This is a genomic window from Roseobacter sp. EG26, assembly GCF_049830555.1.
Taxonomy (GTDB): Bacteria; Pseudomonadota; Alphaproteobacteria; order Rhodobacterales; family Rhodobacteraceae; genus Roseobacter.
In genome coordinates this window covers 24,442-37,716 of the sequence record NZ_JBNBLH010000006.1, presented here as the reverse complement: position 1 = coordinate 37,716, position 13,275 = coordinate 24,442, and the positions used below count along the sequence as shown (strand labels likewise).

Sequence of the window (13,275 nt, the reverse complement as noted above, 5' to 3'; positions counted from 1 at the left end):
TTGGTGAATGGCAAATTGACCGGATTTACTGGTAATGGATCGCGAACACAGAGATGAGAATTCTGAATGTCCGATTCACAACTCACCCGGGAATATAAAAGCCGAATTCATCAGGCTTTGCCACGAAGATTTTGTGAAATTCCGCACTCGCTTCGAGAAGGCGGCAATTCCCGGCCCAAGCTTTCAATGTCTCTGAAAAGAGAAGCCAAAATGACAGCGGAATTTGAAGAATGAATCGTCCGCGCGTTCTTGTGGCCGGGCCCAAGCCAGCCACGACGTCTCAAGCTCAGGCAAACACGGGAAAATTGATGGAGATTGCAAGCTCTCAAAGCTCTTGCATCAGACCAAATCAAGAAACGCGCGCGCGCCTAACTCTGCAAAATCAAGGAACCCGCCTGCTTCGAAGCTTACCAAGCATTTTCAACCGTTTATTTTTCATGGAAAAGGTGCTCAAAGCACCCACGCTCAATCGTCGACTTCTTCATGCACGTCAAAAACAACCCGCCGGTCAATGCCCTCGTAGTGCACGCAAAACTCGGGGTGATCTTCCATGTGGCTGCTGACCTCCATATTCTCCATGGAAAACCCGGCTTCCTTTATGGAGTGGAAAACACCGTTCGCACGACTCCAGCTGATCCGCTGATTGACGTCTTCGGCACCACCGGGATCCGTGAACCCGATTATGGATACATGTGCTTCGGGACATGACTGGGCCTTGGCCGCAATTTGTCGCGCCGCGCTTGCGCCACGTTCATCAAGGATGCTGGAGCCGCTGTCGAAGTAGATTTGCGTGTAACTTGCCATCAATTGCAGCTCCGCAATACAGGCGATCTCTGATTTCTTATTTTTTTGCCCACTCAAATGATATCGAAGATTGTGGTAGTGCTTTGCCGAATAGCCCGGTGCCTCTGGGTGCTTTGTCTGCTGGTCTGAATGCGCCACCGGTCGTGGAACGGGCGCAGCCCGGACCTTGGGTGGTTTGACGACAGCCGCCTGTTCACTCAGCGCATCTGGATGGGTGTCGTCAGTCCCTTCGCTGACCTCCACGCTTTGGTTTTTGCCTTTTTCAGCCATCGGCAAGGCGGAGAGTATCAGATCAAGTTGTGATGGCTTTGGCGTGTGCCGCCCCTTTGCAGCACTTTTCATCAATTCAATCGGCGGCATTCCTTCCAGATCGACCTCTTGGAGCGGAGACAATGAGAGTTGGGGGGCCTGGGGTTTCGCTTCCACCGGAAGTATGTCTGAAGTTTGAGCGGCGAGTTGGCTTGCTACCGGTCTCGTTGGCACAGCCCAGGTTGCGTCTGTGATGGGCTTTTGGCGGAACTGACTTCGCCCATCCGGGATTTGAAGGAGCGGCAAACCCTCCAAGGGCGCGCCGGTCATCGCACTTATCGGATTGACCTCTAAGGGCTGAACCGCACCTGCGACTTTGTCGAGGATTGCGTCCCGGTGAAAACCAGCAGCCGCCCCGGCGACAGAGGCGCCAGCAAAGAAAATCACGAAAACGGAACTCTGAACTGCCATCTGACCTCCCAGTTCATTCCAATTAAACTTAACTTGTAATAAGGCACTTGCGCTTAAGAGTTGGTTAATTGCGCTGCACTGATGAGAAACCACTCTGTGTTACAACGCGCAGGTACACCCGGAAAGATTGACGCGAGCAGAGCAGATACAGCACCGCGCCCTTGCGTGTTGATCTCCCCGATAAGTCGAGGGTTGCAGCTTCATTGGGTGGTCGCACGGCGCCTGGTCGTAAGCATGTCCTCGCCACATGACAAAACGGGCGTTAGATTGAATAACCAGCTGCTTAGCAGCCGATTTTCAGAAACTACGTTTCAGGCCGATGGACGCAGTGGCGGCAATCTGTCTTCAAAGATGGACGACTTGATAATCGACGTGTGGGTCTCGGCTCTGTCGTGAAAGGGAAGCAAAATGTCATCCAGTTCCGCCACATCTGCCAGCGCCAGCCTCGCGACATAACAATCGTCACCCGTTACCCTGTCACAGGACATGAAACGTGGCTGGTCTTCGATCATACGTTCCACCGTTTGGAGCTGCCCGCTGCGCGGCTTGATTCTGACAAGCGCCTGAATCGTGTAACCGATTTCACGCAAATTGACGCGCGCGCCAATGCTCTGAATGTATTTCAAATCGCGCATCCGACGTAGCCTCTCCCCAACGGCGGGGCCGGTCAGGCCCACGCCTTTCCCGATTTCTGAAAGGCTTGCTCGACCATCGCCATCGAGAATCTCGATAATGGCGCAGTCTGTTTGGTCAAGAGATTTCGACATGAAAGAGAATTAGCGCTAATACGAATGATTTGAAAGGAGAATCGATAAATTGCACTCGCCTCAACTGGGACAATCACAGATCGAACCGCTATTTTAACACCAAATCAAACTGGAGACGGAAATGAACATTCAGAAGATTGCGGCATTTAGCCAGGGCGACAAAGGGGGAAACCCTGCCGGTGTAGTGTTGTTGAAAACTGAAGCGCGCGCCGAAGATATGGCACGCATTGCCGCTGAGGTCGGGTATTCCGAGACGGCATTTGCCGTGGCGCTGGATGACAGTGGCAAGAATTGGCGCGTACGGTATTTCTCACCAGAATCCGAAGTTCCCTTTTGCGGGCACGCGACGATTGCCCTTGGCGCCGCATTGGGTCAACAGCACGGCGCAGGCACATACGCGCTGACACTGAACAATGCCTCAATATCGGTTGATGCTGCAAACGAAGGCGGAGGCATTCTGGCCACGCTCACGTCCCCCCCCACCCGAAGCCAAGCCATCGGTGATGATGAGCTTCAAGATGTCATGTTTCTTTTCAACCTCACGAACGACGATCTGGACTCACGTCTTGCACCAGCGCGCATCCACGGTGGCGCAGACCACATCGTTATACTACTGAAATCCCGCGCAAAGCTGGCCGATATGGGTTATGATCTTGATAAGGGGCGTGCCGTCATGCGCAAGCATGGTCTTGTCACGGTCATGCTCGTCTTTATCGAAACGGATCAGATGTTTGTGGCACGCAATGCCTTTGCTTCAGGTGGCGTTCTCGAAGACCCGGCCACCGGTGCGGCGGCTGCCGCCTTTGCCGGTTATCTCAGGGACGAGAATTGGCCCCATGGCGGGCAGTTTACCATTCGCCAGGGCGAAGATATGGGCAGCCCTTCGTTAATCAAGGTGAAGATGGACAATATCAAAGGCGCACCCGTTCAGGTTTCCGGAATGACCCGGAAAATCATATAACATCAATATGATGAAGGACACTCAGGTCTCTGCGAGACGGGTATCTAGCACAAGGTTGCGCCAAGAAAATGCTTTGACCTTATCCCGCTTCGCCCAAGGTCAGCCAAGATTTAAACCGTGGCTCCGGCCTCGTCGGTTGCCAACGAACGTTATCCGGATTTCGTCCTTTGTCACGGGCAAAGCCAGCCAATTATGCCAGCGCGCCATCAATATGGCTTGTTTGAAAGTGTCAGAAACTCAGGCGCAGTTCTTTTTGTGACAGGGTAAGCCGGGCACCCACCCCGCATAAAAATGTGTTGAGACCGATATTCGCGCGATCAACGTTGATTACCCTTAAATTGTCGATATTCAGCGTATTTTGCCCATATGTCAGAAGCTGGGTTGCAAGATTTTTGCGCCGCATATCCTGACGTACTGCGATTTGCGCCAGGCTCGATTGAGCCCGCACAAATGCAGCATAAGCGACCAATCCCGATGTATCCTGGATTGCAAAGCAGGTCGCGTGATTTCCCGTGTCAATCAGCGACGGGATGTCGTTCTGCCAACTCGGTTTACTTTCCCAAAACGGCGTCGCCAAGGATGCAATCGAAGAAATCTCGCAGATTGTCAAATCGTTCGGGGTTGCTTCCTGCGCTTGCATCGGGCGCGTGTAACACGCCAAAGTCCGGGTTTCGACAAAGCCGAGCGCGCCGTAAAGCGCGCGCGCCGCCGGATTGTTTTCCAGCACTTCGGATTGCAGCGTGTCAAAGGTTTTCGATTTCAGATCGTCGATCACGGATCGCCCGATCATCCGTGACAATCCACCTCTGCGAAATTGTGGCAACGTCCCGCTTGAGATCAGGTAGGCACGGCTGCCACGCGCGCCCATCAGCCAAAAGGCGGCAACCTTTCCATCAAGGATCGCAACCTGCGACAAACCTTTGTTCAAGCCGCGTGACCGCATCATGAGATCGAACGCATCCGCTTCAAGGCGCATTGGGACCGGATAGTCCGAAAAGGCCAGGTTCATCGCGGAGCGCAGGCGGTCGTTAGAAATTTGCGTAGCGCTGTCGATCATGGAAACCCGCCCTGTGCATTTACGGTGAACCCCAATGGATCACCGATCTACGTGAAATGCAAAACCGTGAACGACCACCGTAAAATGATCACGTGCGCCACTCATGGAACAACGATCAATCCAGCCAATATCATTCTTCATATGTCGCGACCAGTTCGCGATATCGATATTGTCTGCCCGCGACCGCCTAAAAACTTTTCCAAAACGCGGCAATGGACGTCTTTTTCCTTTAAAAAATTGAAACATCTTTTCATCTCCGCTCGATCATCAACAGCAACCGATTGGGTTGGCGCCGGTATTGACATCGCCGTTCGAGGAACTGAAAACCAATTCGAAAACTGCAACTGCCATCAAATGAATTGATATATGAATACCCGCAACCTACCCCCACTGACCGCCGTTCGGGTGTTCGATGCCGCCGCCCGGCACGGGACATTCACCTCCGCAGCGGACGAGCTTGGGATGACACAATCCGCGGTGAGTTATCAGATTAAAGTTCTTGAAGAGCGCGTTGGCGCACCTCTCTTTGAACGCTACGCGCGCGGTGTCGGCCTGACGGCCATCGGGCAACGGTTCCATCAGCGCACGGCCGCTGCCCTGGACATTCTTTCTGACGCGTATGGCGATGCTAAAGGTGCGGTGGAAGGCGTTCTGTCGATCAGCGTAATCCCAACCTTTGCCACCAATTTTCTGGCACAGCATTTGGGGGCGTTCCAGCTCGAACAACCTGGGATCGCCGTTGGGATGGAAATCGGTGAGGCTCTCACTGATTTTACGCAAGACGACATTGATGTGGCCATACGGGGCGGCCAAGGCAAATGGGAGGGACTGGTCAGCCACCTGCTGATGCCCACAACCTTCACGCCCATGCTCTCACCTGAATTGATCGACAGCATTGGCGGCATTCACAGCCCCGAAGATCTACTAAAGCTCCCGATCTTGTCAAAAGATGATCCTTGGTGGCGCATCTGGCTGGCCACCGCTGGCGTCGCAGATAAATCTGCGGAGACCCATGCAGCCCGCTCATTTGGCCCGCAGGTGGTCGAAGCGGGCGCCGCGATGTCGGGGCACGGTGTTGCGATGCTGACACCCGCCTTTTTCCAAAACGAATTAGCACGCGGAAAGCTGATACAACCCTTTGAGGAAATCGGCGATGACGGCAGCGGCTATTGGCTGGTTTACCCCGAAAGCCGGCGAAACGCATTGAAGATCCGCCGGTTCCGGTCATGGATCGAAAAAGCGACACGGGCTTACCGTCAAGCATGACATATCAATTGAGTTGATGGCGGGTATCCTGATTTTGTTGGTTCACCAATGACATCGGTGCCACTTGGTACACTGTATTTACCAGGACAGGCGTCACCAATGATCCTCCGACATGCTCCCAAAACCGTCTCTGAAATCCCACCCCGCTATGCTGGGATCTTTTCTCATGGTGTGGAAATCAGCGCGCCTGTGCGCTTTCTTTTCCTGTCTGGTCAGATCGGAGTAGACACTCGCGGCATCACGCAAAGAGGCTTTGAAGCGCAGACGCGACAAGCAATGGATAATGTTGAAGCACTCTTGCACGCCGCCGAGATGCAGCAAGACGATATCTTGCGGGTGATCTACTATGTCACCGATGCGGCCAATCTGAAAACACTCAGCGATCTGCGACAAGAACGCTGGCAATCCGACAGCGGACCAGCGGTCACCACACTCGTCGTTGCCGGACTGGCGGCGCCCGACTTGCTCGTTGAGATCGAGGTGACAGCATGTCAGGGGATATCGGATCAAGCCCAGTCAGGGGCATTCTGAGTTGAACCTGTCGGATGTTTTAACCTTCACCCTTGTGGCCTCTCTGCTTGTGATGTCACCGGGTCCAAACGGGATGTTGATCGCAAAAACCGTACCGACGTCTGGTCGCAGGGCTGGGTTTGCAAATGTCGCAGGTTTCATGGCCGCCTTCTATCTGCATGGAGCGTTGTCCATCCTTGGCATCTCGCTTCTCCTGACACAGTCAGCCACCGCCTTTGCCATCGTGAAGTTTGCTGGTGCAACCTACCTTATTTGGATTGGCGTCAAGGCACTGATATCCACAAGGCAACGCTGTGCGTCTTTTTCCCGCACAAGCCCCACGAGGAAATACCGCTCCTTCTTTGTCGCCTTTTCCGAAGGTTTTTTGACAAACGCGCTCAATCCAAAGGTTTCGATGTTTTATCTTGCTGCGTTCCCCCAGTTTGTGACAGTAGGCGACGCACCTGCCTTATCATCCTTTGTTCTTGTTGCTATCCACTCCCTGCTAAACGCCCTCTGGTTTGGCGCAATGGTCCTTTTGCTGAGCAGGTTCTCGGGCTGGACCCAAAGCTCCCAAGCACAAAGGTACTTGAAATACACCATCGGCGTGGTGTTCATCGGATTTGGCGTGAAATTGGCAAACCTGCATCGGGCTTGATGATTTGAGAGGAGAAAACGTGGCCGAATGGGCATTGAATGAGACTTTCAAAACGTCTGCCGGTCTGGTTGCGGCAGGCCGGGCTGGCGATGGACCCGATCTCGTGCTCGCCCACGGGTGGCCGTGGTCATCCTATTCGTGGCGCCGCTTGATCCCGCCACTGGCCCGGCAGTTCAGAGTGCACTGGTACGATATGCCCGGATACGGCCAGTCGGAAAAACCTGTTGAGCAACGGACCTCCCTCGATGTGCAAGGCGAGGTTTTTGCCGAAATGCTGGCGCACTGGGATCTGACAATGCCGAGGGTGGTAGCCCATGATTTTGGCGGTGCCACGACACTCAGGGCGCACTTGCTGCTCGGCTGCGAATTTCAGCGCTTCGTATTGATGAACGTTGTCGCGATGCGCCCCTGGGGATCAGCCTTCTTTGACCATGTCGGCAAGCATGTCGAAGCGTTTCAAAACCTCCCACCGCACATCCATCGCGCCATTGTCGAAGCATATATAAAAGGGGCTTTCGCCACTGAAATTGATCGAATCGATTTTGATCATCTCGTCGCGCCATGGTTGACCGAAGACGGCGCAACCAGTTTTTATCGACAGTTCGCTCAGGCAGATGAGGCATATACCGCCGAGATCGAACCCCATTTCGGCGAGATTCGGTGCGCAACCAAGATCATTTGGGGAGAAGATGACCCCTGGATTCCAATTGACCGCGGCAAAGCACTGCACAAGGCCGTGGGACATGCCGAGTTTGCAGCGCTGCGCGGTGTTGGCCACATGCCCCAGTTGGAAGATCCCGATGCGACCAGACAACAGTTGTTGGACTTCCTTTGATCATTCAAACGTCGACACTCTCAAACCCGTTGTCAGCGCGAATGACGGTTCCGCGACCCAAGTTCCAACGAAGCATCTAGCAAGTACCCGGCTGCACAGCTTTTGTTTTTCGCGTCCAAGGCCCCCAATTTGGCACCCTCCCGCCAGCTCAAAAATCATCGCGGTGACCCAACGAACAACAAGGAGTTCGAATATGGCACGCAAGCGTTTTCCAATGCTATCATCAGGTGCTAAAGTTTGCTTATGCACGATCCCGACCCACGGTTTTTCCCGCCTTCTAAGGCCCGCATGCATGAGGTTTGCGGACCTGGCGCATATACTTACGCCTTCGTGCTGGCGGCGCGACTGGGGGGCGCGTGTATGTGGGTGCGCGGAAGACGGGACCTCACTCTGATCAATCCGAATGGTTTCGCCGACTTCATTGGCCCATCGGAGTTGATATTCTGCAACACAAAGGACGAAATACAAAGTCTTGCCGTTACCGAAGAGGCGCTCCGCGCAGGAGCTGTTTCGCTGGTCGTGGTGAGCCTGAACAAGCCTTTGGGGCTGACGGAGGGGAGACGCTTGCAACTTGCGGCGCGTGATGGAAAATCCACCGGCCTGGTTATTATTCCCGAAGGTATGGGGAGCAATGCCGCTGAAACGCGCTGGCGCTGTGCACCCGTATTTGGGCACGGAGACTCGACACCGCAAAAATGGGAGCTTATTAAGAACAAATCGGGAACATTAGGAGCTTGGCATGTTCGATGGGATGCAACGTCGCGTCGTCTCATTATGGTTTCCCCGGCTGGCAAGTAGCCGGGTTCTGCGGCGCTATCCGCTGGATGGTCCCTTTGCCTTGACGATAAAACAGAACAACGCCAACCGTCTCTATTGCCTCAACGCAGAAGCCACACAGCAGGGCTTGCATCAGGGCATGCCCTATTCCGATGCCCGCGCATTTTGTCCCGACTTGCAAACGGCACTTGCTGATCTTCCGCAAGACCAGCGATTTTTGCAGATTCTGCGCCGCTGGGCCATCCGGTACTGCCCTTGGGTCGGGCTGGAGGGGCGGGATGGGCTGGTGCTGGATGTCAGCGGGTCTGCTCATATCTTTGGCGGCGAAGAAGGCATGCTGAGCGATATGCGCGCACGCCTGATGCGCGCGGGCCTGTCAGTGCAGATCGGTTTGGCAGACACACGCGGGGCGGCCTGGGCATTGGCGCATCATGGCGAAGGGGTGGCATCCCCCGGGGAAATGCTACCTGCGCTGCAAACCCTCCCTGTTGCGGCCTTGCGGCTGGATGAGAAAACATCAGTGGCGTTGACCCGGCTGGGACTGCGCAAGATTGGCGATCTTGCCGCCGCGCCGCGTGCCCTCCTGACCCGCCGTTTCGGGCCTGATGTGCTGATGCGGCTGGATCAGGCTTTGGGGCAACAGCCCGAAGAAATCATGCCGCTGGCTGATCCGCCGCATTACGGGGTGCGCATGACATTGCCGGACCCTATTGGCCTTGTCAGCGACGTGATGGCAGGGACCGAGCGGCTGCTGATCCAGCTTTGCGCCAAACTGAAGGCTCAGGAAATGGGCGCGCGGGTGCTTGCCGTCACCCTGCGCCGGGTTGATCAGGACCAACAGGAAGTCGAATTGCGTCTGGCCCGCCCTTTGCGCGATCCCCATCGCATCCTGCCGCTGTTTGAACGGGGATTGGCCGGAGTAGATGCAGGCTTTGGCATTGATCAGTTGCGACTGGAAGCAACACAGGTCGAAGCCCTGCCCGTGCGCCAGATCAGCCACACCCTAGAACGCGGAAAAGATCAATTGGATGATCTGATTTCCCGCCTTGGTACAAGGATCGGCCTGGAGAATATTCAACGGTTCCTTCCCGCTGACAGCCATATCCCGGAACGCAGCTTCATCATTGCGCCTGCCGCCTACTGTGAACCGCAAAGCGGCTGGGCCTCCCCAAACCCACGGCCCCTTTGCCTGTTTCCACCCGAACCAATCGCAGCCAGTGGTCCGCACCCGCCAGAACAGTTTCGCTGGCGGCGCATGTTTCTGACCACGGGCCGCGCCACCGGCCCTGAACGCATTGCCCCCGAATGGTGGCTAGAGGACGACAGCTGGCGGTCAGGCCTGCGCGATTACTGGCGGGTGGATACCATACAGGGACGGCGGCTCTGGCTGTTTTACACGCCGCAAAATCCCGGATGGTTCGTGCAGGGGGAATTCCCGTGATCGAGGTCAATCGCACCCATCGTCCCGTCGAGGCATTTCGCCGGGATCTGCTGGATATGCGGATGCAGAGGCAAGACTACGCCGAACTTTGCGTCACCAGTAATTTCACCTTTCTCACCGGGGCTTCACACCCTGAGGAGCTGGTGGTGCGCGCCGCTGAACTGGGGCTCTCTGCGATTGCCATCACGGATCGTAATTCACTGGCAGGTGTCGTTCGGGCATGGACGGCACTGAAAGAACTGAAACGCGCAACCACGGAAGCGCTGAAAATCCGTTCTCAGCAGCGTGTGGATTCCTCCTCCCGGCAAGAGATGGGACCGGGGGAAAGCCTTGCAAAACCGCCCCTCGCAACATTGCCCAAACTGATCATCGGGTGCCGTCTGGTCCTGCGCGACAGTTCAGTGGAGTGGATCGCCTTGCCCCGCGACCGGCCGGCCTACCAGCGCCTGACCCGCCTGCTGACATTGGGCAAGCTCCGTGCGGAAAAAGGTGATTGTGAGCTTTATACCAAGGATATGTTTCTCGCCTGCAAGGGAATGACTTTAATCGCCCTACCGCAAAGACAACTAAAAGAGGCCGTGCCGGAAATCCAGGCATTGCGGCGGCGCTTTCCCAATTGCGTCTTTCTCGGAGCCGCCCCCCGCTATAACGGCAGTGATCAGGCCTATCTGACGGCCTGCGCCAAAGCCGCGCAAAAGGCATGTGCCCCGATGGTCGCGGTTGGCGATGTGCTGATGCACCGGGCCAGCCGCAAACAGCTGGCTGATGTTCTGACCTGCATGCGCGAACGTATCACCATTGATCAGATCGGCACCCGGGCCCTGCCCAATGGCGAGCGCCGGATCAAGGCAGGCCGGGATATGGCGCGATTGTTTCGCAATCATCTGGGTGCCATACGCCGCACATTGGAGATTGCCGACAAATGCAGTTTCGATCTGGGCGAATTATCTTATGAATATCCCCACGAAGAGGTTGCGGGCGAAACGCCTCAGGTCCGGCTGAACCGGCTGGCCCGCGAAGGGTTGACGCGCCGCTACCCTGAAGGCCCGCCCGCCCGGGCAATTCAGCTCATGGAAAAAGAGTTGGCCGTAGTCCGGGATTTGAACTTCCCGGCCTATTTCCTGACCGTCCATGACATAGTGCAATTCGCCAAGTCAAAAAATATCCTGTGCCAAGGGCGCGGATCGGCAGCCAATTCGATCCTGTGCTATCTCCTGGGCATCACCGATGTCGGGCCGGATATGATCTCGATGGTGTTTGAACGGTTTATCTCGAAATATCGTGGAGAACCGCCCGATATTGATGTCGATTTCGAACATGAGAGGCGTGAAGAGGTAATCCAGTGGATTTACGAAAAATACGGCCGCGACCGCGCGGGGCTTTGCGCGACGGTGATCCATTTCCGCACGCGGGCGGCTATCCGCGAAGTAGGCAAAGTCATGGGGTTGAGCCAGGATGTGACTGCCGGCCTCTCTAGCCAGATATGGGGCATGACCAATGGTGGTGTCGATTTGGATCGCATCCGCGAACTTGGCCTTGATCCGGAAGATCGCCGATTGATGCAAACCATCAACCTGATTGCTGAGATCATCGGCTTCCCCCGACATCTGTCACAGCATGTTGGCGGCTTTGTTATCACACGCGGGCGTCTGGATGAACTGTCCCCGATATCAAATGCCGCGATGGAGGACCGTACGGTCATCGAATGGGATAAGGATGATATCGACGCTTTGGGTATTTTGAAGGTCGATGTGCTGGGGCTGGGGATGCTGACCTGCCTGCAAAAAGCGTTCGACTTGTTACAGGAATACGAAGGGCAAACCCAAAGTATCGCGACAATCCCGCAGGAGGACAAAGCCACTTACGATATGCTCTGTGTGGCCGATGCGGTAGGGGTTTTCCAGGTGGAAAGCCGGGCCCAAATGAATTTCCTGCCCCGGATGAAACCCCGGACTTTCTATGATCTCGTGATCGAGGTTGCGATTGTGCGTCCTGGCCCAATTCAAGGCGGCATGGTGCAGCCTTATATTAAACGCCGTCAGGGGCTGGAAAAGCCGGAACCCTTTGGCCCAGCCTTGGAGGAGGTTACAAAACGCACGCTTGGCGTGCCCCTGTTTCAGGAACAGGCCATGCAGATTGCCGTGGTTGGGGCCGGATTCTCCGCCGAAGAGGCTGATCATCTGCGCCGGTCACTGGCCTCATTCCGGCGCATGGGCACAATCGGCGCATTTGAGGATAAGTTTATCAATGGGATGCTCCGAAATGACTATGATCTGGACGTCGCCAAACGCTGCTTTTCCCAGATCGAAGGCTTTGCAGATTACGGCTTTCCAGAGAGCCACGCCGCCGCCTTTGCCATGCTCGCGTATGTCTCGGCCTGGTTAAAATGCCATCATCCGGCTGTCTTTGCCTGTGCGCTCCTCAATTCCCAACCCATGGGATTCTATGCCCCCGCCCAGATTGTGCGCGACGCGCGAGAACATAACGTTGAAACACGCCCCATATGCGTCAACCGTTCAGAGTGGAATAACACCCTTGAACGCCGCCCCGATGGCGCATTGGCGCTGCGTCTGGGTTTTCGTCAGATCAAGGGTTTCAAAGAAGAAGATGCTGGTCAGATTATTACCGCGCGGGGCAATGGGTATCCCAATCCAGAGGCGTTATGGCTACGGGCAGGCCTGCGCCCCGATGTGCTGACACGATTGGCCGAAGCGGATGCATTTTGCGACATGGGCCTCACGCGCCGTGATGCTCTGTGGCAGGTTCAGGCCATCCGCAGTCAAAAGCCTCTGCCACTTTTTAATGATCCGATTGACGGAGAAAACATTCATGAGCCACAGATCACCTTGCCCACCATGCATTTGGGCGAAGAGGTGGTCGAAGATTACGTCTCCACCCGTCTTTCACTGCGCGCCCATCCGATGGAATTATTGCGGCCCGGCATTGCGGGACTCACCCCTCACGATGCGCTCATGAATGTACCCCTGGGGCAATATACGATCTGTGGGCTTGTCATCACCCGCCAACGCCCCGGCACCGCATCAGGCGTGATCTTCCTGACGCTCGAGGATGAAACAGGGGTCAGCAATGTGGTTGTCTGGCCCAAAGTCTATGAGCGGTTCCGCCGCATCGTGATGGGTGCACGATTGCTGCATGTCCGGGGCTATCTGCAACGCGAAGGCATTGTTGTGCATCTGATAGCGCAAGATATTCGCGACATGTCCCACAAGCTTTATGAGTTGGGCCACCCAATGCCGGAGGCTCTCACCACCGAAGGGTCTCGGGCAGATGATACCCCCAAAAAATCCCGCCACCCCGCGCGCGCCATGCACCCACGCGACCAGGCCAAACGACTGTTCCCGAGCCGGGATTTTCATTAAAGCGTTTGATCTGGTCTCAGAGAAATCCGCCCATTCAACAGCGCGGCCAACACCTTTGCCGTCAGCCCTTTTGTGACCGTGCCGCTTTGTAACCCGTCG

11 protein-coding genes are annotated in these 13,275 nt (G+C 55.6%); 8 read left to right on the top strand and 3 right to left on the bottom strand.

Translation table 11 applies throughout. The features are described 5' to 3' along the window. Window positions 1–465: 465 nt before the first annotated feature. Both ACOTTU_RS14435 and ACOTTU_RS14430 read right to left on the bottom strand, forming a co-directional pair. Window positions 466–1,524, bottom strand: coding sequence for an OmpA family protein (locus tag ACOTTU_RS14435; protein WP_425659022.1), 1,059 nt, complete (start codon window positions 1,522–1,524; stop codon window positions 466–468). Window positions 1,525–1,835: 311 nt separating this feature from the next. Then, window positions 1,836–2,291 (bottom strand): Lrp/AsnC family transcriptional regulator, encoded by a 456-nt coding sequence (locus ACOTTU_RS14430; protein ID WP_425659020.1) that lies wholly within the window; start codon window positions 2,289–2,291, stop codon window positions 1,836–1,838. A 121-nt stretch (window positions 2,292–2,412) separates the two neighbouring features. On the opposite strand from ACOTTU_RS14430, the gene ACOTTU_RS14425 reads away from it, so the two are divergent. Then, window positions 2,413–3,252 (top strand): PhzF family phenazine biosynthesis protein, encoded by an 840-nt coding sequence (locus tag ACOTTU_RS14425; protein ID WP_425659018.1) that lies wholly within the window; start codon window positions 2,413–2,415, stop codon window positions 3,250–3,252. 229 nt (window positions 3,253–3,481) lie between these two features. On the opposite strand, the gene ACOTTU_RS14420 is transcribed toward ACOTTU_RS14425, so the two are convergent. Further along, the gene (locus ACOTTU_RS14420) at window positions 3,482–4,309 is read right to left on the bottom strand and encodes a GNAT family N-acetyltransferase (RefSeq protein ID WP_425659016.1); all 828 of its coding nucleotides are present in this window, start codon (window positions 4,307–4,309) and stop codon (window positions 3,482–3,484) included. 366 nt (window positions 4,310–4,675) lie between these two features. Between ACOTTU_RS14420 and ACOTTU_RS14415 the strand changes: the two genes are divergently transcribed. The 7 genes from ACOTTU_RS14415 to ACOTTU_RS14385 all read left to right on the top strand — a co-directional run bounded on the left by ACOTTU_RS14415 (window position 4,676) and on the right by ACOTTU_RS14385 (window position 13,176). Next, entirely contained in the window at window positions 4,676–5,575 is a 900-nt protein-coding gene (locus tag ACOTTU_RS14415) for a LysR substrate-binding domain-containing protein (protein WP_425659014.1), read from the top strand. A 99-nt stretch (window positions 5,576–5,674) separates the two neighbouring features. Beyond that, window positions 5,675–6,106, top strand: a complete 432-nt coding sequence (locus ACOTTU_RS14410; RefSeq protein ID WP_425659012.1) for a RidA family protein — start codon at window positions 5,675–5,677, stop codon at window positions 6,104–6,106. A gap of 1 nt (window position 6,107) precedes the next feature. Continuing rightward, a complete protein-coding gene (locus ACOTTU_RS14405) occupies window positions 6,108–6,743 on the top strand; it encodes a LysE family translocator (protein ID WP_425659010.1) in 636 nt (211 codons plus the stop codon). 19 nt (window positions 6,744–6,762) lie between these two features. Next, the gene (locus tag ACOTTU_RS14400; protein WP_425659008.1) at window positions 6,763–7,578 is read left to right on the top strand and encodes an alpha/beta fold hydrolase; all 816 of its coding nucleotides are present in this window, start codon (window positions 6,763–6,765) and stop codon (window positions 7,576–7,578) included. A gap of 360 nt (window positions 7,579–7,938) precedes the next feature. Further along, a complete protein-coding gene (locus ACOTTU_RS14395; protein WP_425659007.1) occupies window positions 7,939–8,376 on the top strand; it encodes an ImuA family protein in 438 nt (145 codons plus the stop codon). Then, window positions 8,318–9,796 (top strand): Y-family DNA polymerase, encoded by a 1,479-nt coding sequence (locus ACOTTU_RS14390; protein ID WP_425659006.1) that lies wholly within the window; start codon window positions 8,318–8,320, stop codon window positions 9,794–9,796. The genes ACOTTU_RS14395 and ACOTTU_RS14390 overlap by 59 nt, the downstream gene beginning before the upstream one ends. A gap of 56 nt (window positions 9,797–9,852) precedes the next feature. Further along, window positions 9,853–13,176, top strand: coding sequence for an error-prone DNA polymerase (locus ACOTTU_RS14385; RefSeq protein WP_425659442.1), 3,324 nt, complete (start codon window positions 9,853–9,855; stop codon window positions 13,174–13,176). Window positions 13,177–13,275 lie beyond the last annotated feature (99 nt).

What these genes read in the sequence shown, in the direction of transcription:
- ACOTTU_RS14390 (WP_425659006.1), top strand. Translation starts at nt 8,318, where the DNA reads ATGTTCGATGGGATGCAACGTCGCGTCGTCTCATTATGGTTTCCCCGG.
- ACOTTU_RS14430 (WP_425659020.1), bottom strand. Translation starts at nt 2,291, where the DNA reads ATGTCGAAATCTCTTGACCAAACAGACTGCGCCATTATCGAGATTCTC.
- ACOTTU_RS14385 (WP_425659442.1), top strand. Translation starts at nt 9,853, where the DNA reads ATGCGGATGCAGAGGCAAGACTACGCCGAACTTTGCGTCACCAGTAAT.
- ACOTTU_RS14425 (WP_425659018.1), top strand. Translation starts at nt 2,413, where the DNA reads ATGAACATTCAGAAGATTGCGGCATTTAGCCAGGGCGACAAAGGGGGA.
- ACOTTU_RS14415 (WP_425659014.1), top strand. Translation starts at nt 4,676, where the DNA reads ATGAATACCCGCAACCTACCCCCACTGACCGCCGTTCGGGTGTTCGAT.
- ACOTTU_RS14435 (WP_425659022.1), bottom strand. Translation starts at nt 1,524, where the DNA reads ATGGCAGTTCAGAGTTCCGTTTTCGTGATTTTCTTTGCTGGCGCCTCT.
- ACOTTU_RS14420 (WP_425659016.1), bottom strand. Translation starts at nt 4,309, where the DNA reads ATGATCGACAGCGCTACGCAAATTTCTAACGACCGCCTGCGCTCCGCG.
- ACOTTU_RS14395 (WP_425659007.1), top strand. Translation starts at nt 7,939, where the DNA reads ATGTGGGTGCGCGGAAGACGGGACCTCACTCTGATCAATCCGAATGGT.
- ACOTTU_RS14410 (WP_425659012.1), top strand. Translation starts at nt 5,675, where the DNA reads ATGATCCTCCGACATGCTCCCAAAACCGTCTCTGAAATCCCACCCCGC.